Source organism: Kocuria coralli (assembly GCF_008831305.1).
GTDB lineage: Bacteria > Actinomycetota > Actinomycetes > Actinomycetales > Micrococcaceae > Kocuria > Kocuria coralli.
In genome coordinates this window covers 42,812-66,201 of sequence record NZ_ML708617.1, presented here as the reverse complement: position 1 = coordinate 66,201, position 23,390 = coordinate 42,812, and the positions used below count along the sequence as shown (strand labels likewise).

The 23,390-nt window shown below is 69.9% G+C and carries 20 protein-coding genes; 8 read left to right on the top strand and 12 right to left on the bottom strand.

Going from position 1 to position 23,390, the window contains the following annotated elements; all coding sequences use genetic code 11:
* Positions 1 to 978 carry a ribokinase gene (locus FCK90_RS08245; RefSeq protein ID WP_158033830.1) on the top strand — a complete coding sequence of 326 codons (978 nt, stop codon included), beginning with the start codon at positions 1 to 3 and terminating at the stop codon, positions 976 to 978.
* 57 nt (positions 979 to 1,035) lie between these two features.
* Positions 1,036 to 2,670, top strand: a complete 1,635-nt coding sequence (pgm, locus tag FCK90_RS08240; RefSeq protein WP_158033829.1) for a phosphoglucomutase (alpha-D-glucose-1,6-bisphosphate-dependent) — start codon at positions 1,036 to 1,038, stop codon at positions 2,668 to 2,670.
* Between the two features lie 103 nt (positions 2,671 to 2,773).
* On the opposite strand, the gene FCK90_RS08235 is transcribed toward pgm, so the two are convergent.
* The gene (locus tag FCK90_RS08235) at positions 2,774 to 3,802 is read right to left on the bottom strand and encodes a permease prefix domain 1-containing protein (RefSeq protein WP_158033828.1); all 1,029 of its coding nucleotides are present in this window, start codon (positions 3,800 to 3,802) and stop codon (positions 2,774 to 2,776) included.
* Positions 3,799 to 4,134 carry a PadR family transcriptional regulator gene (locus FCK90_RS08230; RefSeq protein ID WP_158033827.1) on the bottom strand — a complete coding sequence of 112 codons (336 nt, stop codon included), beginning with the start codon at positions 4,132 to 4,134 and terminating at the stop codon, positions 3,799 to 3,801. Before FCK90_RS08230 ends, FCK90_RS08235 begins: the two co-directional genes overlap by 4 nt.
* 178 nt (positions 4,135 to 4,312) lie before the next feature.
* On the opposite strand from FCK90_RS08230, the gene FCK90_RS08225 reads away from it, so the two are divergent.
* Entirely contained in the window at positions 4,313 to 5,731 is a 1,419-nt protein-coding gene (locus FCK90_RS08225) for a uracil-xanthine permease family protein (protein ID WP_158033826.1), read from the top strand.
* 89 nt (positions 5,732 to 5,820) lie between these two features.
* Here the strand turns inward: FCK90_RS08225 and FCK90_RS08220 are convergent, their stop codons facing one another.
* The 9 genes from FCK90_RS08220 to ptsP form a co-directional block, all read right to left on the bottom strand.
* Positions 5,821 to 6,882 carry an enoyl-CoA hydratase/isomerase family protein gene (locus FCK90_RS08220; protein WP_158033825.1) on the bottom strand — a complete coding sequence of 354 codons (1,062 nt, stop codon included), beginning with the start codon at positions 6,880 to 6,882 and terminating at the stop codon, positions 5,821 to 5,823.
* 9 nt (positions 6,883 to 6,891) lie between these two features.
* Positions 6,892 to 7,746, bottom strand: a complete 855-nt coding sequence (locus tag FCK90_RS08215) for a glycerophosphodiester phosphodiesterase family protein (protein ID WP_158033824.1) — start codon at positions 7,744 to 7,746, stop codon at positions 6,892 to 6,894.
* 68 nt (positions 7,747 to 7,814) lie between these two features.
* Positions 7,815 to 8,660 carry an HAD family hydrolase gene (locus tag FCK90_RS08210; RefSeq protein WP_158033823.1) on the bottom strand — a complete coding sequence of 282 codons (846 nt, stop codon included), beginning with the start codon at positions 8,658 to 8,660 and terminating at the stop codon, positions 7,815 to 7,817.
* 137 nt (positions 8,661 to 8,797) lie between these two features.
* Positions 8,798 to 9,742, bottom strand: a complete 945-nt coding sequence (locus tag FCK90_RS08205; RefSeq protein ID WP_158033822.1) for a carbohydrate kinase family protein — start codon at positions 9,740 to 9,742, stop codon at positions 8,798 to 8,800.
* 64 nt (positions 9,743 to 9,806) lie between these two features.
* Positions 9,807 to 11,117, bottom strand: coding sequence for a M18 family aminopeptidase (locus tag FCK90_RS08200; protein ID WP_158033912.1), 1,311 nt, complete (start codon positions 11,115 to 11,117; stop codon positions 9,807 to 9,809).
* Between the two features lie 29 nt (positions 11,118 to 11,146).
* Positions 11,147 to 12,538: a CPBP family intramembrane glutamic endopeptidase gene (locus tag FCK90_RS08195; RefSeq protein WP_158033821.1), complete on the bottom strand. Its 1,392-nt coding sequence runs from the start codon at positions 12,536 to 12,538 to the stop codon at positions 11,147 to 11,149.
* 50 nt (positions 12,539 to 12,588) lie between these two features.
* Positions 12,589 to 13,338 carry a glutamine amidotransferase gene (locus FCK90_RS08190; RefSeq protein ID WP_158033820.1) on the bottom strand — a complete coding sequence of 250 codons (750 nt, stop codon included), beginning with the start codon at positions 13,336 to 13,338 and terminating at the stop codon, positions 12,589 to 12,591.
* 118 nt (positions 13,339 to 13,456) lie between these two features.
* Positions 13,457 to 14,362: a formate dehydrogenase accessory sulfurtransferase FdhD gene (gene fdhD / locus FCK90_RS08185; protein ID WP_158033819.1), complete on the bottom strand. Its 906-nt coding sequence runs from the start codon at positions 14,360 to 14,362 to the stop codon at positions 13,457 to 13,459.
* 20 nt (positions 14,363 to 14,382) lie between these two features.
* Positions 14,383 to 16,113, bottom strand: a complete 1,731-nt coding sequence (gene ptsP, locus FCK90_RS08180; protein WP_158033818.1) for a phosphoenolpyruvate--protein phosphotransferase — start codon at positions 16,111 to 16,113, stop codon at positions 14,383 to 14,385.
* A gap of 128 nt (positions 16,114 to 16,241) precedes the next feature.
* Between ptsP and FCK90_RS08175 the strand changes: the two genes are divergently transcribed.
* The 4 genes from FCK90_RS08175 to FCK90_RS08160 all read left to right on the top strand — a co-directional run bounded on the left by FCK90_RS08175 (position 16,242) and on the right by FCK90_RS08160 (position 20,738).
* Positions 16,242 to 17,120 (top strand): DeoR/GlpR family DNA-binding transcription regulator, encoded by an 879-nt coding sequence (locus FCK90_RS08175; protein WP_220433308.1) that lies wholly within the window; start codon positions 16,242 to 16,244, stop codon positions 17,118 to 17,120.
* Positions 17,117 to 18,082, top strand: coding sequence for a 1-phosphofructokinase family hexose kinase (locus tag FCK90_RS08170; protein ID WP_158033817.1), 966 nt, complete (start codon positions 17,117 to 17,119; stop codon positions 18,080 to 18,082). The genes FCK90_RS08175 and FCK90_RS08170 overlap by 4 nt, the downstream gene beginning before the upstream one ends.
* Positions 18,083 to 18,133: 51 nt before the next feature.
* Positions 18,134 to 20,233, top strand: a complete 2,100-nt coding sequence (locus FCK90_RS08165) for a PTS fructose transporter subunit IIABC (protein WP_158033816.1) — start codon at positions 18,134 to 18,136, stop codon at positions 20,231 to 20,233.
* A 235-nt stretch (positions 20,234 to 20,468) separates the two neighbouring features.
* Complete coding sequence (locus tag FCK90_RS08160; RefSeq protein WP_158033815.1) at positions 20,469 to 20,738, top strand: HPr family phosphocarrier protein; 270 nt, start codon at positions 20,469 to 20,471, stop codon at positions 20,736 to 20,738.
* Between the two features lie 387 nt (positions 20,739 to 21,125).
* Here the strand turns inward: FCK90_RS08160 and FCK90_RS08155 are convergent, their stop codons facing one another.
* The gene (locus FCK90_RS08155; protein WP_158033814.1) at positions 21,126 to 22,463 is read right to left on the bottom strand and encodes a glycosyltransferase 87 family protein; all 1,338 of its coding nucleotides are present in this window, start codon (positions 22,461 to 22,463) and stop codon (positions 21,126 to 21,128) included.
* Positions 22,464 to 22,800: 337 nt separating this feature from the next.
* On the opposite strand from FCK90_RS08155, the gene FCK90_RS08150 reads away from it, so the two are divergent.
* Positions 22,801 to 23,343 (top strand): hypothetical protein, encoded by a 543-nt coding sequence (locus FCK90_RS08150; RefSeq protein ID WP_158033813.1) that lies wholly within the window; start codon positions 22,801 to 22,803, stop codon positions 23,341 to 23,343.
* Positions 23,344 to 23,390: the final 47 nt, after the last annotated feature.

The window sequence follows — 23,390 nt, the reverse complement described above, 5'->3', positions numbered from 1 at the left end:
ATGGAGATCCAGGCCGGGACGGTGTGCGTCGTGGGCTCGCTCAATGCCGACCTGGTGGTCCGCACCGAGCGCCACCCCCGGCCCGGGGAGACGCTCACGGGCGGCCCTCTGTCCATCGCCCCCGGCGGCAAGTCCGCCAACCAGGCGGTCGCGGCGGCTCGGCTGGGAGCTAGGGTGCGCATGGTCGGCGCGGTCGGCGACGACGCCCACGGCCGCCTCCTCCTCGGTTCCCTCGACGACGACGGCGTGGACACCGGCCACGTCCGCGCGCTCCAGCGGACACCGACCGGCACCGCGGTCATCACCGTCTCCGCCGACGGCGAGAACACGATCATCATCTCGGCCGGCGCCAACGGCGAGCTGCGGCCCGAGGACGTGCCGGAGGCCGCGCTGGAGGGGGCGGGGGCACTCGGGCTGACCTTCGAGATCCCGGGAGAGACCGTCATCGCCGCCGCACGGCACGCACGCGCACTCGGCGTCCCCGTCTTCCTGAACCCCTCCCCCTTCCGGCTGCCAGAGCCCGAGCTGCTGGCGGCCACGGACGTCCTGGTGGTCAACGAGCACGAGATAGGGCAGATCCTCGACGCGTTCGGGGCCGGCTCCGGCGGAGGGTGGCGGGAGCGCGGGCGGGCCCTGTGCGCGGCCACCGGCGTCGGCTCGCTCGTGGTGACCCTGGGCGCCAGGGGCGCCGTCGTGATCGAACACGAGAAAGGGGCCGCGGTCTCCCCCGGCTCCGCGGAAGCCTCGGCCCCGGAGCACGACCAGCTGCGCGTCACCGAGATCGCCGGTCACGAGGTCGAGGCGGTGGATACGACCGGCTGCGGGGACGCCGTCCTGGGAGCGCTGCTCGCGGCGACCTCGGGAGGCGCGCCTCTGGCCGAGGCCACCGCGCTGGCCATGCGGGTCGCCGCCCATGCGGCCACCGTGGCGGGCGCCCAGCCGTCCTATCCGTTCGCCGCCGATCTGCACACAATGTGACGGGCAATTGCGCGTGCCGGGTGACCGGAGTCACTCACCTGGCCTACCGTTGGCCTCATGGCTAATCGCGCGGGCACCGTCGCCCTTCCGGAAGATCTTGTCGACATCGCTGAGCTGCTGGAGGCCTATGCCTCACGCCAGCCGGATCTGAACGATCCGGGACAGCGGGTGGCGTTCGGGACCTCGGGACACCGAGGGACCTCACTGAAATCGTCGTTCAACGACTCTCATATCGCGGCGATCACCCAGGCGATCGTCGAGTACCGGGCCGCCCAGGGCACCACCGGCCCCCTCTTCATGGGCAAGGACACCCATGCCCTGTCCGACGTCGCCCAGGACACCGCCCTGGAGGTGCTGGCCGCCAACGGCGTGAACGTGCTGCTGGACTCCCGTGAGGGCTACACCCCCACCCCGGCGCTCTCGCACGCGATCCTGACCTACAACGCCGGTCGGGACGCGGACCTGGCGGACGGCATCGTGATCACCCCGTCGCACAACCCGCCGTCGGACGGCGGATTCAAGTACAACCCGACCCACGGTGGGCCGGCCGACTCGGATGCGACCGGCTGGATCGCCGACCGCGCCAACGAGCTGCTGGAAGGCGGCAACGCGGACGTCAAGCGGATCTCCCTCGACGAGGCCCGGACGGCCGAGACCACGGGCAGCTTCGACTTCCTGGACTCCTACGTCTCCGCACTGCCGGAGATCATCGACATCGAGGCCATCAAGAACTCCGGCCTGCACATCGGGGCGGACCCGATGGGCTCGGCCTCGGTGGAGTACTGGAAGGAGATCGCCTCCCGGTTCGGGCTGAACATGGACATCGTCAACCCGGACGTGGATCCCCAGTGGGCCTTCATGACCCTGGACTGGGACGAGAAGATCCGGATGGACTGCTCCTCCCCCAATGCCATGGCCTCGCTCATCGGCAACCGGGACAAGTACGACATCGCCACCGGCAACGACGCCGACACCGACCGTCACGGCATCGTGACCCCCGATGCCGGTCTGATGAACCCCAACCACTACCTCGCGGTCGCCATCGACTACCTGTACACCCACCGAGACGGCTGGAACCCGTCGGCCGGGATCGGCAAGACCCTGGTGTCGTCGTCGATCATCGACCGGGTGGCGGAGTCCCTGGGCCGTGAACTGGTCGAGGTGCCTGTGGGCTTCAAGTACTTCGTGCCGGGCCTCCTGGAGGGCACGATCGGCTTCGGCGGCGAGGAGTCCGCAGGCGCCTCCTTCCTGCGCCGGGACGGCTCGGTGTGGTCCACCGACAAGGACGGCATCATCCTCGCGCTGCTGGCGGCGGAGATCACGGCGGTCACGGGTAAGACGCCCTCGCAGCGCTACGCCGAGCTGACCGAACGGTTCGGCGCGCCGGTCTACCAGCGCATCGACGCCCCGGCCGACCGGGACCAGAAGGCGGCCCTGAAGAAGCTCTCCCCCGAGCAGGTCACGGCCGAGACGCTGGCCGGCGACCCGATCACGGCCAAGCTCACCAAGGCTCCCGGCAACGGCGAGGCCGTGGGCGGGCTCAAGGTGACCACCGACAACGCCTGGTTCGCCGCCCGCCCGTCAGGCACCGAGGACGTCTACAAGATCTACGCCGAGTCCTTCATCGGCGAAGACCACCTCAAGCGGGTCCAGGAGGAGGCCAAGGCGCTGGTGGACTCGGTGATCTCCTAGTCACCGGCCGGCTCCGGGCACCGATGCCGGGGTGGTCCCGTACATCCGATCGGATGTGCAGGACCACCCCGGCATCATGTCGAGCGGCGGCATGCCGCTCGCCTCAGTTCGAGGCGGAACGATCCGACTGCGCCCTGTTCTCATCGAGCACGCGCCCGAGGGCCAGCAGGCCCGCGTACAGGACGCCGGCGATGGGCCACACGAGCCAGGACTGCGACCATGCGCTGCCCAGGAAGCTCCAGCCCAGGTAGACCGCGACGACCACCGGCCAGTAGACGGCCGTGATCGCGCGCACCACGGGGTGCATGACCGCGTCCTCGTCGTCTTCGTCCGGGTCCTCGCCGATCAGCGTCTCGACGACGGCGTCGGACCACGTCGTGGTCGAGACGACCACCAGGCCGATGGCCACCATGGTGATCGTCAGCACCACCCCGATCAGGGGCAGGGGGCTGTTGCCCTCCGAGATAAGGGACAGCACGATCAGCGGCACGGCGCACAGCACCCAGAGGGAGATGGCGATCATCCACCCCCGGGAGGACTGCCTACGGTGCTCCGCCTCCAGGCGGTGCGCCACCTCCTCGATCCTGGCCGTGGTGGTGAAGGCGCCGTTCTCGATGTCCTCGAACTCGGCCAGCTGCTCGCCGCGCCGCATGTTCAGCAGGATGCCGAGCAGCACGATCACCAGCACGCCCGCGATGCCGATCCCCACGGTGATCCCCGAGGCCATGCCGGTGCTGTCGCGGAAGATCGCCAGCAGCAGCAGAAGCGGCACCGGGCTCAGGACGAACAGCGCCGTGGAGACCCCGCCGGTGAAGCGGGAGGCGCGGACGGCATCGACGTAGCGCAGGGCGCGATGAGGGTCCAGCGGGGGCGCCGTCGTCTCACGCGCCTGCCTCGCCCCGGCGGCCTCGCCCATCTCCACGTCGATGCCCAGGACCGGGGCGATCTCGTCCAGGGAGCCGAACTCGGCGATCACCGTCCCCACGGCCTGGGACTCCCCCACGCCGCTGGCGACCAGCGCGTGGAATTTGTCCTCCATCATGTCCCGCAGTTCCCGGCGGGCTCGTTGCATCTGTGCGGTGTTGGGATAGGGGGCGAAAAGGGTGTCCAGGTAGGAGTCGATGACGTTCACGGCCGTCCATCTCCTTTCACGAAGTGATCGACGAGGTCTCGTGTCTGCTGCCATTCAGCGCGTTTCTCATCCAGGTGCGCGCGGCCCGGCCCGGTCAGCCGGTAATAGGTGCGCGACTTGCCGGAGTCGGAGGTGGCGTCGTAGGAGTCGAGGTAGCCGAGGGACTCCAGCCGTTTGACGGCGGTGTACAACGTGGTCTGCTTCATGGCGTAGGTGCCTCCGGAGATCTCGGTGATGGTGCGCGAGATCTCGTAGGCGTACGACGGCTGGTGCTCGAGGATGGCCAGCACCATCAGGGTGATGTGCCCGCGGATGGCATCGGCACCGATCATGGGCCTGCTCTCCTCTCGTATCGCCGAAGTACTGCCTTCAACGTACTACGTATCACGTAGTACGTCTAGTGAGTTTTCGCTGAGACAGTTTTAACGGCCCGAAACCGGGGAGGACTACGCTAGCTGCGGCCCGCCGGTGTCGCGCCGGGTCTCGTCCCTCTCGCACAGGAGCTGCCCCATGTCCGATTCCACGGGTTCCTCAGCATCCCGGCCACCGGAGAACTCAACGACGCCGGACCGCCCGGCCACGACCGCCTCCCGTCTCGGGCTGGGCTGGACGCTCCACGGCGACGGGCGCACCGTGGCCCCGGGAAACGTGGTCCGCCCGGGCGAGCGCCTCACCTGGCCGCGGACCATCGGCATCGGCGCCCAGCACGTGGTCGCGATGTTCGGCGCCACGTTCCTGGTGCCGCTGATCACGGGGTTCCCGCCGTCCACCACGCTGTTCTTCTCGGGCATCGGCACGATCCTCTTCCTGGTCATCACCGCCGGGCGCGTGCCGTCCTATCTCGGATCATCGTTCGCGTTCATCGCCCCGATCTCCGCCGCCATGGGCCAGTACGGCCCCGGCGGCGCGCTGGGCGGCGTGGTCATGGCCGGTGCCGCCCTGTTCCTGATCGGTCTCCTGGTGCAGTTCATGGGCACGGGATGGCTGCAGGCGCTCATGCCGCCGCTGGTCACGGGCACCATCGTGGCGCTCATCGGCTTCAACCTGGCGCCCGCCGCCAAGGACAACTTCATGCTGGCTCCGGTGACCGCGCTGGTCACCCTGGTGTCGATCATCCTGGTCTCCGTGCTCTTCCGCGGGATCCTCGGGCGGCTGTCCATCCTGGTGGGCGTCGTGATCGGCTATCTCACCGCCGTGGCCCGCGGCGAGGTCGATTTCGCCCCGATCCGGGCGGCCTGGGAGTCCGAGGGCCTCGTGGGGCTTCCGACCTTCCACGCACCGGAGTTCCACCTCGCGCTGATCGGGCTGTTCGTCCCCGTCATCCTGGTGCTGGTGGCCGAGAACATCGGGCACGTGAAATCCGTGTCGCTGATGACCGGTGAGAACCTGGACCCCCTGATGGGCCGGGCCATCATGTCCGACGGCCTGGCCACCATCCTGGCGGGATCCGGCGGCGGCTCGGGCACCACCACCTACGCGGAGAACATCGGGGTCATGGCCGCCACCAAGGTCTATTCCACCGCCGCCTACTGGGTGGCCGCCGTCGTCGCCCTGCTGCTGTCCTTCATGCCCGTGTTCGGCGCCGCCGTCGCCTCCGTCCCGGCGGGCGTGCTGGGCGGGGCCGCGACCGTCCTCTACGGCATGATCGGCATGCTCGGCGTGCGGATCTGGGTGCAGAACCGGGTGGACTTCTCCAACCCGATCAACCTGAGCACAGCGGCGATCGCCATGATCATCGGCATCGCCGACTACACGTGGGACGCCTTCGGCATCCAGTTCGCGGGCATCGCGCTGGGCACCGCGGCCACGCTGATCGTCTTCCACGGCATGCGCGGGATCGCCCTGTGGCGCGGGACCACGGGCGGGACGGACCCGATCGACCCGGACTACACCCCGGTTCCGAAGGAGCACTCCGGCCCGATGGGCTGACAGCGCCCCGCCTTCGGCCGAGATGCGAGTTGGCCCGCCCATCAGCGCTGATGGGCGGGCCGGCTCGCATCTCGGCGCCTTTGGAGCACTCAGGGGCGCTCGCGCAGCGGCTCGGAGGCGCCCAGCACCGCCTTGATCGCCGCCACGTCCACCTCCTCCACCGTGGCGGGGCTCCACTGCGGGGAGTCCTCCTTGTCGATCAGGGCGCACCGCACGCCTTCGCTGAAATCGGGGGCGGAGATGGTGGCCCGCGCGAACGCCAGCTCGCGTTCGAGGCATTCCGTGACGGAGGAGGCCGCGGCGCCGGCGTCCAGGAGCTCCCAGGTCCGCACGAGCGACGACGGCGAGGCACCCGCCAGCTCCTCTCCCGCGGCTGCGAGCACCTCGGGCAGGGAGTCGGCGCCGTAGACCTGCTCGATCTGGTCCCAGGCCTCCGCCAGCGAAGTGTCCGGCAGCCCGTCCGCCGCGGTGGCGGCGAACTCGGAGATGGCGGCCTCGACGCCGTCGGAGATCGCCAGCTCACGGAACCGGTCCAGCCGCTCGGAGGGCACCAGCACGTCCGCCAGGCCCACCGCCACGGCGTCTGCGCCGGAGATCCGCTGCCCGCCCAGGCCCATCCAGCGCGCCACGGCGAGCGAGGGACCCCGGCCCAGCAGGCTCATCCGCGGCAGGAACCAGGAGGCGCCGATGTCCGGGAAGAACCCGATGACGCACTCCGGCATGGCCATCACGGTGTTCTCGGTGACGATCCGGTGGCTGCCGTGCACCGACAGCCCCATGCCACCGCCCATGGTGTAGCCCTCCATCAACGCGATGTACGGCTTGGGATAACCGGCGATCAGGTTGTTCAGCGTGTACTCGTCGGTGAACGCCCCCATACCGCGCTCGATCTCACCGTCCAGCACGGCCTGCCGGACCTGGCGGATGTCCCCGCCCGCGCAGAAGGCGCGCGACGCGCTGGCGTGGATGAGCACCTGGTCGACGGAGTCGTCGTCCGACCACACCCACAGGCATTCCAGGAGATCGCGGTACATCTTCGCCGTCAGGGCGTTGAGCGCCTTGGGCCGGTCCAGGGTGATCACCCCGGTGCGGTGGCGGACCTCCGCGCGGACGTACTGTTCGGGATCTGCCGGCACTGTGCTCTGCGTCATAGCTCCAGCCTAGAGGCCGGGAGCCTCCGGCCAGGTCCCAGCCACCACGGCGAGCGCGATGTCGGCCCGGTCGGTGATCAGCGCGTCGACCTCGCGGTCCAGCAGCATGCGCATCTCCTCCGGGTGATCGACCGTCCAGACATGGGCCTCGAATCCGTACCGGTGGGCCGCTCGGATGGCGCGCCTGGAGGGAATCACCACCTGCCCCAGGCGCCCGCCGACGAGCGGCAGCCGTGTCACCGCGGGCAGGGTCCATTTCAGGTAGAGCGGCATCTGGATCGTGTCGAACTCCGGCACCCGGTTGCGCAGGAGCCGCCAGGCCACCGGCCATGCCGCGGGCAGCAGCCTGAAGACCAGCACGGCGACGGTGGTCCCCAGCGCCCCGGCCGAGGAGCTCATCGGCTCGAGGCCCAGTTCCCGCATGGCCGCCAGTGCCTGCACCCGCCGCGACTCCGAGAACGAGGCGATCCGGACCCGTCCCGCAGCACCTGTCTCGGCGAGCAGCCGGGGCAGCGTGCGCACGGAGGCCTCGTCCTTGACGTCGATGTTGACGTAGACGTCGGGCAGCTCCTCCAGGACCTCGCGGAGGGTGGGGATCCGGCTCGACCCGGCCACCGCCAGATGGGTCAGCTCCTCGTAGGTGACGTCGTTGATCTGGCCCGCGCCCTGGGTGACCCGCTCCAGGGTGGGGTCGTGGAAGGCGACGACCACGCCGTCGCGGGTGGTGTGCACATCGGTCTCAATCCACGTGCACCCGAGCTCGCGAGCAGCCTTGAACGCCGGAAGCGTGTTCTCGGCGCCGTCCAGGGAGAATCCGCGGTGGGCGAGCACCTTGGGGGAGATGTCGTCGGAGCGTTCGGTCATGAACCGATCCTAGGCGGGGCGACCGCCGTCACCTCATCGGGACGTCCTGGGCGGCATGTCCCCGGGGTTCATCGGGCCAGGCCGGGGCCCGGTCTGGCCGCCAGGAACGCCTCGACCACTTGCGCCACGCCGTCCTCCTCGAACGCCGGCGCGGTGCGCTCGACTGCATCCACGACCGCAGGAGAGCCGGAGGCCATCGCGAACCCGTAACGCGCCCAGGTGAGCATCTCCAGGTCATTGGGCATGTCGCCGAATGCCATGACCTGGGAGCGGTCCACCCCGAGCTCGCCGCAGACCGCCTTGAGGGTGTGCGCCTTGCTCAGCCCCAGCCGGGACATCTCCGCGAGGCAGACGGCGGGCACGGAATGGGTCACCGTGACCTGTTCCGCGGCCAGGCGCGTGACTTCACGGATGAAGGCGTGCGGCTTGCGCCCGTCGTGCTTGGCCAGGAACTTGACCACCGCGTCGTCCGGGGTGAGCACGGACTCGATGACGCCGACCTCCACGTCCTGCATGCCGGTCCGATCCGTGGGGATCCAGCCCGGCTCGGCGACCACGCCCCGGAGGGTCTCGGCGCTGAAGTAGACGCCGGGTACCCGTTCCCGCAGGCGTTCGACCACCGAGAGCGCGATGTGGCCCTCGAACGTGCTGGCGGAGACCACCTCGTCCGTCGCGAGGTCGTAGACCATGGCGCCGTTGGAGCAGATCACCGTGCCCACGGCGGCCACGGCGGGGGCGATCTGCTCGCGCAGCGGATGCAGCCAGCGGGACGGACGCCCGGTCACGAAGACGACCGGAACCCCCGAATCCTCGAGAGCGGCCAGGGCCTCGAGGGTGCGGGGGCGGAAGCGGAAGTCGTGGCCGATGAGCGTGCCGTCCAGGTCGCTCGCCACCAGGCGGACGTCGCGGACCATCGCCTGGAGATCGGCAGCCGGAAGCGGACTCAGTCTGCTCGCCCCTCGGGCGCACCGGTGATGAGAGCACGGTCGAGCATGGTTCCTCCTCGATCTTGCTGTGCCAGTCGCGGCCGATTCCGGCCGGGCCGTCGAGCCTAGCCGGAGATCTCCGCCAGTGCATCGAGTTCGTCCCGCCGGGGCAGATCCGCCCCGGCACGGGAGACCGTGATCGCGGCAGCATCGGCTGCGCGGCGCAGCACCGCCGTGAGGTCTTCCTCGGTCATCACCGCCAGCCGCTCCCCGGCGCCCGGACCACCGATACCGCGGTCCGTGAGGTCGCTGATGAGCGCGGCCATGAACGTGTCTCCGGCGCCGACCGTGTCGACCACGTCCGTCGGCCGGGCCGGGACCTCGATGCCTTCGGGCCCGGTGGCCTCGTTGATCGCCCACGGCCCCAGGTGCCCGCGGGTCACCACCACCATCTTCGCGCCCAGACGGTGCCAGGCGCGGGCCGACTCCTGGAGGGTCGAGCCGGGGTAGAGCCACTGGAGGTCCTCGTCGGAGGCCTTGACGAGGTCCGCACTGGCCACCAGCAGCTCGGCCCGGGCCCGCACCTCGTCGACGTCCGTGGTGATCTGGGGGCGGCAGTTGGGGTCGTAGGAGACCAGCACCTTGCCGGCCGCAGCCTTGACGGCCTCCACCACGTTGGCGGCCCCGGGTTCCAGGACCGTGGCGATCGACCCGACGTGCAACGCGGTGGAATCGGCCACGATGCCCTCGAGCTCGGACTGCGCGACGGGCAGCTCCCAGGTCATGTCGAAGTAGTAGTCGGCCGAGCCGTCATCGGCGATGACCGCCTTGGCCACGGAGGTCGAGCCGTCGTGGGTCGGCAGGGGGAGCTCGATGCCTTCGGCGCCGAGATGCTGGGCGATCAGGCGGCCGTCGTCGTCATCGCCCCAGGCACCCAGGAAACGCACGGGATGACCCAGACGGGCCAGTCCCAGCGCCACGTTCATCGGGCTGCCACCAGGGTGCCGTACGGGCTCCCGGTCCGGCCGCGAAACGACATCGATAAGGGCTTCCCCGATGACAGTCAGCATGGTGCACACAGTAGCACCGGCGATACGGCTTCTCCCGCGTGATGACGCTGATTGACCGTTCCGCTCAGCCCAGCCACCACTGGCCGACGGCCAGCTTCAAGGCCCGCAGATCGCGCACGTGCGCCATCTCCCGCGCCGAGTGCATGGACAGCAGGCCCACGCCGACGTCGAGCGTGCGGATCCCCAGCCTGGTCGCTGTGATGGGACCGATCGTGGACCCGCACGGAACGCCGTTGTTGGACACGAACTCCTGCGTCGGCACCCCGGCGGCCTCGCAGGCCAGGTACCACTGGGCGGCGCCCTCGGCATCGGTGGTGTAGTGCTGATCCGCGTTGATCTTCAGGAGCGGCCCGTTGCCGGGAACCGGGCGGTTGGCGGGATCGTGGTGACCCTGGTAGTTCGGGTGCACCAGGTGACCGGCGTCCGAGGACAGGCACGACGACGCCCAGGCCGCCCGCCGCCGGTCCTCCGACCAGCCGAGGCCGGCACCGATGCGGGTCAGGACGTCCTTGAGGAAGGGGCCGGCCGCCCCGGACCGGGTGCGGGAACCCACCTCCTCGTGGTCGAAGGCCGCCAGCACGGAGACGGTCTGCGCTGCTTCCAGCTCCTCCCTGCGGTCGAGCATCGCCACGATCCCGGCGTGGACGGAGCTCAGGTTGTCCAGGCGGCCGGAGGCCAGGAACTCCCCGTGGGCGCCGAAACGCCGGGGCTGCTGGCCGTCGGCCAGCACCACGTCCCACCCCAGGATCTCCGACGGTCCCACCGGGGCGCCCTCCACCTGGGTCCCCAGGTACTCCAGGAGGTCGCCCGGTCCGGCCCCGCAGCCCCAGACGGGCTGGACGTGCTGCTGCGGGTCCAGGGTCAGGCCCTTGTTCGCCCCGCGGTCCAGGTGGATGGCCAGCTGCGGGATCCTCGCGACCGGAGGGGTCGCCACCAGGCGGGTGGCCACGCCGTCGCCGCTGCGCACGGTGAGGCGCCCGGCCAGCCGTAGTTCGCGGTCCAGCCAGGAGTTCAGCAGGGGGCCGCCGTAGACCTCGACGCCGGCCTGCCACCACGTGTTCGAGCCCGTGCTGGGACGCGGCTTGAGCTTGAACGACGGCGAATCCGTGTGGGCGCCCAGGATGCGGAAGCCGGTGACGTCGGCGCCCGCCTCCGGAACCACCCAGGCGATCAGGGCCCCGTCGCGGATGACGTACCGGCGTCTGGCTCCCGGCCCGTCCTCCTGGGCGGTCCGCCAGGGCTGCGATTCGGAGATCCGGTCGAATCCCGCCGCCTCCAGCCGTTGCGCGGCCGCCTCCACGGCGTGGTAGGAGCTGGGCGAGTCCATCACGAACCGGCCCAGGTCCTCGGCGTGCTCGACCGCGTCCGCCGGCATCTGCGCCACGGCGTTCGGGCGTTCTGCGCTCACTGGTGGGCCCCCTCGTGCTCGTGCTGTTCTTTCGCCATCCACACCACGGGGTGGGCGTAGACCGGCGGGTCGGTTCCAGGGATCTGCTGCTGCTCGGGCGCTGCGTAGGCGATGAGACCGTCGGCCGGGACCAGGCGGAGGCTGCCGTCGTCGTTGACCCGGGAGGCATCCACATACGCCATGGATGCCGGGATCGTGACCGGGACCAGGACCGGCTCACGGCGGGGAGCGGCGCCGGGATGCCGCATCGGCGGGGCGGGCCGGGCGGGCTGCTGATATCCGGCGGGGCCGTAGGAGGCGCGGACCCGGTCGTACCAGCGGTCCTGGTCCTTCTTGGGCCACACCACGGCGCGGCGGCTCACGGCGATGCCGGCGCGCTTGACGAGCAGCAGCACGATCACCGCGTAGACGAGCTCGATCACGAAGATCACGCCGAAACCGAGCAGGCCGACGGAGGAGGAGACCCCCTCGTCGACCTCGACCGGCCAGAGCAGGCTCGTGATGGTCACGATCAGGTTGTTGACCACGTGCAGGCTGATGGCCGCCTCAAGCCCGCCGGTCTTCCAGGTCAGGAAGCCGGTCACGATGGCCATCCACAGGACCGAGAGCTGCCCCCAGACGTCGTAGAGGTGGCCCAGCATGAACAGCGGAGCCGGCAGCAGGATGACCCATGCGGGGTTCTTCAGCCAGCGGCCCAGCGCCTGGGCCATGTAGCCGCGGAAGACCAGCTCCTCCGCCGTGCACTGCAGCGGCACGACGACCAGCATCATCGCCAGGGTCAGCCACCACCACGGGTGCCGCTCGGCCAGGTTCACCTGGCCGGCGTCGGCTGGCGAGGCGAAGAGGACTTCGACCAGGGTGACGCCGCCGTAGATCGCCACGAAGACCGCAGTGGCCAGCCCCATGGTCAGCAGGAGCCACTTCCAGCGGATCCTGCCGGTCACCGACCAGATCAGCCCCAGGGGCCTGGGCCGGAAGAGCCAGCGGGTCAGGAAGACGACCGGAAGCCAGATGGCGATCGAGCCGAACATGAAGAAGAAGATCCATGGATTCGTTATGTCCAGGGACTCGACGTCCGCGGTGTTCATCTCCGCCATGAAGGAGTCGGCGCCCACGATCATCGCGACGATGAAGAAAACGATGAAGAAGACGATCGAGACCAGGATGATCCCGGCGGCCAGGACCCCGCCCTCCGCCAGCGGCGACCACCGGCGGTGCCTGGGATCGGACAGCGCCAGCCGGTGGTAGGCGAGGTTCCGATGGTGCGCACCCGCGGGCAGACCCGTCTCCGGGTCGAGCTCGGGGGGCGGAGGCGGCACGGGACCGGGTGTGTTTCCCCAGGGGGTGGCGGGGGTCGCAGGGCGCATCGGCCCGGTCTGAATCGTCATGCCCTCACCGTATCCAAGTCATGGACCCCGCGGATCACCCAAAGGAAGGATCAGCGGGCGAAGGTGCTGACGAAGGCGCTCAGGATCCGCGAGGGCATCTCCACGGCCGGTCCGTCCTTGACGCGCTGCTTGACCGCCTCGGCGTCCTCGGGGAGGAAGTAGCCGTGGTACTTGTAGGCCTCGATGCGGCTCAGCAGGGCGGTCTCGTCCAGCTCGGGGTGGAACTGGGTGGCGTAGGCGTGCGTGCCGACGCGGAACATCTGGATCGGGCACTGCTGCCCCGATGCCAGCAGGACGGCATCGGGCGGGAGCCTGCGCATGGCCTCCTTGTGCCCCACATAGGCGTGGAACGAGCCGGGCAGATCGGCCAGCAGCGGGTCCCGGGCGCCCTCCTCGGTCACGGCGACCTCGACGGCGCCCACCTCCTCGCCGTACGTGTCGTCGACGACGCCGCCCTGGTGGATGCCCAGGGTGCCCACCCCGTAGCACGCCCCCAGGAACGGGATCCGGTCGGCCATGACCCGGTCCAGCATCTTCCCGAGGGACAGTTCGACGCGCACCTGCGTGGGCGTCTTCTCTTCCTGGGGCATGGAGGTGTTGAACGGCGACCCCCCGACCATCACCCCTGAGTAGCCGGCCAGGTCCACCGAGGCCAGCTCGCTGGAGGCCTCCTCGCTCTGTTCCAGCCGGATACGGTGCAGGTCCCGGGGGCGGAGCCCGCTGAAGCGGTACATGGTCTCGTACTCCTCGTCCGCGACGACGTCCTCGGGCCGCGTGGAGACGAGCAGGAATGGCAGCATGCGCACACCTTAATCTGAGTGGTCCTGGTTTGATCTGGATGGCCCCGGCGGATGCATCTCCGGCGATAGGTCCCGGCGTGGTCGGCCTGGCGTGGTCGGCCTGGCGGGCGGACCGCTGTCAGCCGGGCAACTGTCCCGTCGGGCCCGCCGCGGGCCCGACGCGGATCCGCTGGCCGCCGGAGTAGACGTTGGCCCCGGTCCCCCGGTTGAAGCCCACCAGGGTGAGCCCGGTCCGGTCCGCCACGTCCACCGCGAGGGCCGAGGGCGCGGAGACCGCCGACAGGACGGGGATTCCCGCCATCACGGCTTTCTGCACCAGCTCGAACGAGGCCCGTGCCGAGACCTGCAGCACCGTTCCGGTGAGAGGCAGGAGATCCTGCTCCAGCGCCCACCCGACGACCTTGTCCACGGCGTTGTGCCGCCCCACGTCCTCTCGGAGGCACAGCAGCTCGGGGCTGCGGTCGTCACCGGGCGGACCGCCGTCGTGGATCCGGAACAGCGCCGCCGCATGCACCCCGCCGGTCGCCGAGAACAGCCGCTGCCCGGCGCGCAGGGCCTCGGGGAGACCGAGCACGGTCGCGAGCTCCACGACGAGCGGGTCGGTGAGGGGCTCGTACGGGGACACCTTGATCACGGACTCCATGGACGCGGTGCCGCAGACCCCGCAGGAGGACGAGGTGTAGACCGCCCTGCGCCCGGGATCCGCCCGAGCAGCGGCCCGAGGTTCCAGGAGCACGTCGACCACGTTGTAGTCGCGCAGCCCGTCGGAGTTGATCCCCGAGCGGTAGTCCATGCGCAGGATCTCGGACCGGGAGCCGACCACGCCCTCGGAGACCAGGAACCCGGCCACCATCGCGAAATCGTGGCCGGGCGTGCGCATGGTCACCGTGAACGACTCGCCGTCGAGGCGGATCTCCAGCGGCTCCTCACCGGCCAGGGTGTCCGCGCGGAAGTCCTCGCGCAGACACCCTTGCTCGTCCGTGCGGATGCGCTGCACCCGCCGCCGCTGGGTGGACCGTGTCACGGTGAGACCGCGGCGATGGCCTACTTGCCGCCCTTGATGATGTCGAAGGCCGCGTCCTGTGCGGCCTGCGCGGTGGGAGCGGACACGGCGGCCTGGGCCGCGCGCTCGATCTGCTCGTCCGTGGTCTGCCCCAGCTGCACGCCGACGGCCGCCAGCGCGGGCGCGGCGGCCGAAAGGGAGGTGACCCCCAGGCCCACCAGCACGCAGGCCAGCAGCGGGTCGGCAGCTGCCTCGCCGCAGACGCCCACGGGCTTGTCCGCACGCTGACCGGCATCCGCCGCCATCTTGATCAGCTTGAGCACGGCGGGCTGCCACGGGTCGGTGAGCTCGGAGAGCTGCGAGGCCATGCGGTCAGCCGCCATGGCGTACTGGGTGAGGTCGTTGGTGCCGATCGAGAAGAACTCGACGTGCTTGAGCAGCTCATCGCCCAGCAGTGCCGCCGAGGGGACCTCGATCATCACGCCGGGGATCAGGCCGCGGTCCCGGCACAGCTTGCCGTACCACTCGGCCTCGTCCACCGTGGCGATCATGGGCGCCATCACCCAGGGCTCGGCACCGGTGCCGCTCGCGGCCTCGGCGACCGCGTCGAGCTGGCGCTCCAGGACACCCGGCTCGTCGAAGGCGATACGGACGCCGCGCACGCCGAGCGACGGGTTGGGCTCGTCCGGCATGGTCGCGAAGGCCAGGGGCTTGTCGGAGCCGGCGTCCAGGGTCCGGACCACGACCTTCTGCTGCGGGAAGGCCTCGAAGACCTCGCGGTAGATCCCGGCCTGGGTCTCGACCGAGGGCTCGGACTGAGCCGAGAGGAAGCAGAGCTCGGTGCGGAACAGGCCCACGCCCTCGGGCAGGCCGGTAGCCGCGGCGGCGCGCGCGCCCGCCCCGTCCTGGACGTTGGCCAGAAGCTGCACGGCGGTGCCGTCGGCGGTGACGGCCGGCCCGGTCCAGGAACGGATCTTGGCCTGCATCTCCGCGGACTCCTTGGCCCGCGCCTCGGCCTTGAGGGGGTCCGGCGCGGTCTCGATCTCGCCGGCTTCGCCGTCGATCAGGATCAGCGAGCCGTCCTGGACGTCCGACAGCGCCCAGCCCACGCCGACGACGCAGGGGATGCCGAACTGGCGGGCGATGATCGCGGTGTGGCTGGTCTTGCCGCCCAGCTGGGTGGCGATGCCGCGCACGAAATCGGGATCGAGCCCCGCGGTGTCCGCCGGCGCCAGGTCCTCGGCCAGGAGGATCACGGGCTCGTCGGGCGAGGGAACGCCCGGCTCGGGCTCGCCGCGCAGCTCGGCGACCACGCGGTCGCGGATGTCCTTGAGGTCGGTGGTGCGCTCAGCCATGAGCCCGCCGACCTTCTCGAATTTGGCAACAAATGCCTCCGTGGCCCTGACCGTGGCGACGACGGCCGTGGCGCCCGAGTCGATCTGCTTGGCGACAGCACGCCGCCAGCCCCTGTCGGTCACCAGCGCGGCGGTCGCCTCGAGCACCTCGGCGGCGTGGCCGATGGCCCGTTCCGAACGGCCCCGGAGGCGCCCGGCCACGGTGGCGGCAGCGGTGTCGAAGCGCTCCTTGTGCTCGTCACGCTCGGCCTCCGGGACTTCCGGACCGTCGGTGGGCAGCTGCGGTCGCGGTCTCGCCCACAGGGCATGACTAGCCGCGATTCCAGCAACAACACCGATTCCCTGCAGGACTTCCTTCTTGGAATCAGCGGGCCCACCGGAAGGATTAGCCGGGTTGAAACGGGCATCAACAGACATTTGGAGTGCTCCTCGCCATCGAGATCTCCGGCGCACGTTGGGGTGGCGGAGCCATCAGAATACGTGCCCTATGGAACCAGCGACAACATAGGTTGACAAGCAACAAATTCGGGCACGATCATTCACATATGGGCGTAACAGAGGTCACGTCCGACGCTGATGTCACCTCTCCCGGCGCCGGACCACCCACCGGGGAGAGCCAGGCAGCAACCCCTCCGATGTATGCGGAGGAACGCCGTCACGCCATCGTCCGGCTGGCCTCCGCGCGGGGGCGCGTGTCCGTCGCCGACCTCGCGGCCCAGTTCGACGTCGCCCCTGAGACCATCCGCCGCGACCTCGACGTCCTGGTGCGCTCGGGACTGGTGGACCGCGTGCACGGCGGTGCCATCCCGCGGTCCTCCTTCGGCACCAGCGAGTCCTCTGCCCGCGAGCGCCGGACCACGCGCGGGGAGGCCAAGGCGGCCATCGCGCGTGCGGCGCTGGCCTATCTGCCCGACGTGCACGGCAGCATCATCCTCGACGGGGGCACCACCACCGGCGCCCTGGCCTCCGAGATCATCCTCAAGTCCGAGCAGGAGCCCATTGCCGGCCCCCTGACGGTGATCACCAACTCGGTGCGCACCGGCTTGGAGCTCTCCACCGCCCGGAACCTCTCCGTCCACCTGCTCGGCGGCGTGATCCGTGAGGTCACCGAGACCGTGGTGGGCGCCACCGCCCTGAACATGCTGGGAAACATTGCCGCGGATGTGGCTTTTCTGGGCACGAACGGGCTGTCCGCGAAGTACGGTCTGACGACACCCGACGTCGAGGAAGCCGCGATCAAGCGCGTGATGGCCACCCGCTCCCAGCGCTCCATCCTGCTGGCCGACGCCTCCAAGTTCGACTCCGACTACCTGTGCACCTTTGCCGACTTGGACCAGATCGACGTACTCATCACCGATGCCCAGCCACCCAGCCGCCTAGCCGAAGCACTGGAAGCCCACGAAATCGAGGTCGTCATCTCATGATCATCACGTTCACCGCCAACCCGAGCATCGACCGCACCGCAGATCTCTCCGTCGCCCTGGAGCGCGGCGGAGTGAACCGGATCGTCTCCGTCGACGACGGCCCGGGCGGTAAGGGGATCAACGTCTCACGCGCCCTGGTCCTGGCCGGCGCGGAGACCTCCGCGGTCTTCCCGGCACCCGCCGGCGACCCCCTGGTCCAAGCCGTCAAGGAGGCGAACGTCCCGTTCACCCTGGTCGAGCGCGATGTCCGCGCCCGCACCAACCTCACGGTCACGGAACCGGACGGCACCACCACCAAGATCAACGAACCGGGTTCCCCGCTGGACGACGACGCCCAGCGGGCCTGCCTCGATGCGCTGCTCGAAGCCGCGAAACCCGGCGACTGGGTGGCCCTGTGCGGTTCTCTGCCCCCGGGCCCCTCTGAGGACTGGTACGCCCGGATGGTCGCCGAGTTCAAGCAGGCCGGTCTGCAGATCGCCGTGGACACCTCGGATGCGCCGCTGGTGGCCCTGGCCAAGCACCTGGAGGACGCCGCTCCGAACATCCTCAAGCCCAACGGCCTCGAGCTGGGGCAGCTGGTCGGGGTCGACGGTCCCGCCATCGAGGCTGCCGCCGAGAACGGCGACTTCCTCCCCGCGGCCCATGCCGCTCGCAAGCTCGTGGACCGCGGCGTGACCGCCGTGCTGGCCACGCTGGGCGCCGCCGGTGCGGTACTGGTCACCGCCGACGGCGCCTGGGTGGGCAACCCGCCCCCCATCACTCCCGTATCCACCGTGGGCGCGGGAGATTCGTCCCTGGCCGGCTTGCTGCTGGCCCTGACCCAGAACCTGGATCCCGCCGAATGCCTGCGTCACGCCGTTGCGTACGGCTCTGGCGCCACCGCGCTGGCAGGCACCGGCGTGCCGAGCCCGGACCAGGTCGATCTCGACCGGACCAAGATCACCGAGCTTCCGCTGGGCTGATCCGCACACCTGGCAAGACCCATCCATTACCCCTATAGCAAGGACCCATCAATGTCAGAGCTACCTCTGATCGTCCCGGAGCTGGTCGTCCTCGACCAGAATCTGGGCGGTCACAAGAACGATGTGATCACCCACCTGTCGGGCGTCGTCGCCGCGACAGGGCGCGCTGATTCCGCCGAGGGCCTGGCCGAGGACGCCCTGGCCCGCGAGGGCCAGGCGCCCACCGGCCAGCCCGGCGGCATCGGCATCCCGCACTGCCGGTCCACGCACGTCAACACCACCTCGCTGGGCTTCGCCCGTCTGGCCGAGCCCGTGGACTTCGGCGCCAAGGACGGCCCGGCGGACCTCATCTTCCTGATCGCCGCGGCCGACGGAGAGGGCAAGGAGCACCTCAAGCTCCTGGCCAAGCTCGCGCGCGCCATGGCCCGCAAGACCTTCCTGGCCTCGCTCCGTGAGGCCACGACCGCCGAAGAAGTGGTGGCCATCGTCGAGGAGGTGCTGGCCCCCAAGAAGACGGAGCCGGCCGCCGGTGATGGCGCAGCCGCCCAGTCCGCCGGCGCCGGGGAGGGTGCCGCGGCGGCCGGGGCTGCAGGAGCGGGTGCGGAGGCTACGGGGCAGGGCGGCGGAGCGCGCCGCCTCGTCGCGGTCACCTCGTGCCCCACCGGCATCGCCCACACCTACATGGCCGCCGAGGCCCTCGAGCAGGCCGCCAAGGAGATGGGTCACGAGCTGACCGTCGAGACCCAGGGCTCCTCGGGCGGCACCGCCCTGACCCAGGAGCAGATCGACGCGGCGGACGCCGTCGTCTTCGCCGTCGGCGTGGGTGTTCGCGACCGCGAGCGCTTCGGCGGCAAGCCCGGCGTCGAGGCGGGCGTGAACGTGGGCGTCTCCGACCCCTCCGGCCTGATCACCAAGGCGCTGGCCGCAGCCGACGACCCGAACGGACACCGCATCGCCGGTGGCGGCGGGTCCGGCAGCGGTGAATCCGCCGGCGGATCGGGCGAGGGCCAGTCCTGGGGTCGTCGTCTCCAGCAGGCGCTGATGACCGGTGTCTCCTACATGATCCCGTTCGTGGCCGCGGGTGGTCTGCTGACCGCCCTGGGCTTCGCACTGGGCGGCGCCGAGCGCGTCGCCGAGGTCGGCCCCACCGTCGTCGGGGAGAACACCCTGTTCAACCTGCCCGCGGACGGCGGACTGGCCCTGTACCTGGGTGCGATCTTCTTCACCGTGGGCGGCTTCGCCATGAGCTTCCTGGTCCCGGCGCTGTCCGGCTACATCGCCTATGCCCTGGCGGGCCGGCCCGGCATCGCCCCGGGCTTCGTGGGCGGCGCGATCGCCATCGCCGTGGACGCGGGCTTCATCGGCGGTCTGGTCACCGGCCTGGTGGCCGGCGTGATCGCCATGTGGATCGCCTCGATCAAGGTGCCACGATGGCTCGCCGGCCTGATGCCCGTGGTGATCATTCCGCTGGTCACCACCTTGCTCGTGGGCCTGCTCATGTACCTGCTGCTCGGCAGGCCGCTGGCCGCTCTGATGGAGGTCCTGCAGGACGGCCTGAACTCCATGACCGGCACCTCCGCCGTGCTCCTGGGCGTCATCCTCGGTCTCATGATGTGCTTCGACCTGGGTGGCCCGGTCAACAAGGCCGCGTACCTCTTCGCCACCGCCGGCCTGGCCCAGGGCACCGATGCGGCCATGATGATCATGGCCGCCGTAATGGCGGGCGGCATGGTGCCCCCGCTGGCGCTGGCGCTGTCCACCACGGTTCGCGGCAACCTCTACTCCGAGGCCGAGCGCGAGAACGGCCGGTCGGCGTGGCTGCTGGGCGCATCGTTCATCTCCGAGGGCGCCATCCCGTTCGCAGCGGCCGACCCGCTGCGCGTGATCCCCTCGATGATGGTCGGCGGCGCCATCACGGGCGGTCTGACCATGGCGCTCGGAGTGGGCCTGAACGCCCCGCACGGCGGCATCTTCGTGGTGCCGTCCATGACCAACCCGTTCGGCTTCCTGATCGCCCTGGTCGCCGGCGTCGTGGTCTCCGCGACGATCGTGACCATCCTCAAGGCGCAACGGCAGAAGTCGCTCATGGCCGCGGCCAAGGCCGAGGCGGAGGGCGCTGACGCACCCACCGCTGCGACCGCCAACGCCTGAGGTCGGGCTCCGCGGAGAACGAGCGGATAGCCGCTCTCACCACGGAGGGCCCCGGTGATCCACCCGGATCGCCGGGGCCCTCCCGTGCCATCACCGCGCGGTGAGACGATCCGGCCACAAAGGTGATCTTGTACGCTGAGGCTGACAGACTGTTACGGAGGCCACTCAGCCCCTGGCGGTAGTCTCAGCCGCACTGACGGTTCTGCTCCGTCCGCATCAATCCACAGGAGGAAGTATGCCCAGCAAGAAGGTTGTCGTCGGCTCCGCCGTCGGTCTGCACGCTCGCCCCGCAGCGATCATCGCGGAAGCAGCTGGTGAGTTCGACGACGAGATCCTGATCGGCCTGGTCAACGATCCCGACGAGGAGCCCGCTGACGCTTCCTCCTCCCTGCTGATCATGGCCCTGGGCGCCGAGAAGGGCACCGAGGTCGAGGTCAGCTCCGACAACGCCGACGCCGTCGAGAAGATCGCCGCCCTGGTCGAGAAGGACCTGGACGCCGAGTGACCTCGCCATGAGGCTTACCCGTACTGCTTGACAGCGCGGGTGCGAAGGGCCGGACCCGCGCTGCGCGGGTCCGGCCCTTCGTTTCACCTGTTTCGCTCCGGTCTCGGCAGGCCCTGCTGCCGGTCCCGGCACTCTTTCTGCCGAGCGATCCAGCCGAGCGGTCACTGCGGTAGCTCAACCGCCGCGACCGGTCGATCCCATCGCCCATCCGCGCTGATAGGCGAGTTCTCCGCCCACTCGTCACCTGGAAGGACCGTCGCACTCGTGTGGGCGTTCCTCGCGCTGAGGAGCCTGAGAAAAAGGGCTGGGGGCGTTTGAACACGGATAAGTGCATGGAACGCGCCGTGGAATGCATTTATCCGTGTCGAAACCGGAAGGCGGAGCGGCTCAGGCGGCCTCAACGGCTCGTCGTCGCCCCTCCACAATGGCGACGACGGCCCACAGCAGCAGGAGTAGGAACAGCACCAGGTAGGGAAAGACCCAGAACGCTGCGGAGGCCTCCGTCCCCAGCCCGAAGGGATTCGTGAGCCACAGGCCCCGCATGGGCCCGATGTACGCCCCGATCAGCCAGATCCACGCCATCGCACCCGCCGCCCAGCGGACGGCTCCGCGGAACAGCCGGGGGAAGGCCTCGAGCCAGAGCGCCAGCGCGATGACGGGGTAGTACACGTGGTGGTGGGACCACGAGATGGGTGACATGAAGAGCATGACCAGGGCGTTCATGGAGATCGCCGACAGGAGCATGCCCCGGCGGGTCAGCTGGACGAGCGCCACCGCGACCAGCAGGATCATGCCCCCCGCCATCGCGTAGTGGAGGGGGTCCAGCAGATGCTCCGGCACCCCGTTCTTGATCAGGATGCCGGTGATCGCGGTGTTGTCCTGGTCGTAGAGGGTTCCCACACGGTCCGAGGAGGAGACGGAATCGGTCCAGAACTGCACGGAGTCGTTGTAAAGGACCATGAACCCCAGCGCCACGGTGATCGCGAAGGTCACGCCCATGGAGACGATGGCGCGGAAGTTCTTCTGCATCAGGAAGATCAGGCCGAAGGCCAGCGGGGTCAGCTTGATGCCCGCCGCGATGCCGATCAGCACCCCGCGGGGGATGAACGCCGTCGCCCTCTCCAGACCGCTGCCGGTCCCGTCCGTGCGCCGCACCAGATCCAGGAAGATCAGGCCGAAGAGCAGGATATTGACCTGCCCCAGGGAGATCGTCCGGATCCAGGGGCCGCTGAACAGGATCACGGCCAGGACCAGGGCGAACATGGCGCGGCTGCCGAGGTATCCGGTCAGCGGGATCGACCGGCCCTTGCGCGTCGCGTAGGCGATCAGGGCACCGGCCAGGGGGACGGCCACCGCCAGGTCGCCCACCAGCACCAGGTAGCGCATGACGTCGAACGGGATCCAGGTGAGCAGCCCGAAGAGCAGCGCCGCGAAGGGCGGATAGGTGAAGGGGAGGGTGTCGTCGCTCCACGGCACCGGGAAGTCCAGGTCGTAGAGCGGCTCCTGGCGGATATTGGGGTTGGCCACCCACTGCGCCCCCATGTCGTAGACCATGAGGTCCAGGGAGCCCTCGAAGACCAGCTTGACCGACCACACCAGCACCGCGGCCAGGGTCAGATACGCCAGGGCCTGCGCCCATCGGGGCCCGGTGCCCGGGGCATACGGCACCAGCCAGCGGTCGGTGAACGCGCCGTCGGACTGGGGCGAGCGAACGGACGAGGGCAAACGGGCCTCCTGCGGTGGTCCATCAGGGATGAGTCAGGGGGAGACCCGCGTTCCGGGTCCCCCACAGGCTACCCGCGGCGGTCCGGTCCGAGGGGCCCCACGACGACGGCGGACGGGAAAGTCGCGTCACACGGCTCGCCATGGCATCCGGTGGTCGATACCGTGGAACGACCGTGTGAAAGCGTGAAAGGAACGGACTCGCGAACAGGGGTGCTGTCACCATGACCGATCGCCGCGAAGACCAGCAGGATCGGAACGTCCAGAAGACCGGCATGCCGCGGACCCACCGGCTGTCCGCGGTCACCGTTACTCCCCCTGGCTCGCCATGATCCTGACGATGCTGGTGCTGATCGCGGTGATCTGGGAATGGATACCGGTCCCCGAGATCCTGGGGCGGGTCAGCGCGGCGGTCGTCCTCGCCGGCCTGGTGCTGGCCGCGGTGCGCTGGATCGGCTCGCGCTCTCCCCGGACAGCACCGACGGATCGGCCTATCGCCCGTGAGGTGCGCAGCAGTGCGGCCCGCTCCACCTGGTCCGGGACCATCGCGGGCCTGTCCGCGCAGGAGCTGCCGGCGGCGGCGCAGATCCTGGACGCGACCTCCCTCGAATATGCCGTTGAGAGCATAGACCCCGGTGACGGCGTTCTGGTCCTGCGCAAGCTTCCGGGCATGCGCAGCTACGGCTCGTTCGTCACGATCCGGCAGCTGAACGATGGGCCGGAATACCGGTACGAGGTCTCCAGCGCACCCGCTCCGCGAACGATCCTGCTGGACTTCGGCGGTTCCAGGCGCGATGTGCTCTGGGCGGTCTCCTCGCTGCGGGCGATCTCCGCGCTGGGCCGCACCGGGGCGGAAGCCCCCGGGTCCGGCCCGGAGCGCTGAGACCCCCCTCTGTCATGAGGCGGTCAGCGGCATGGCCGCACGGCGGA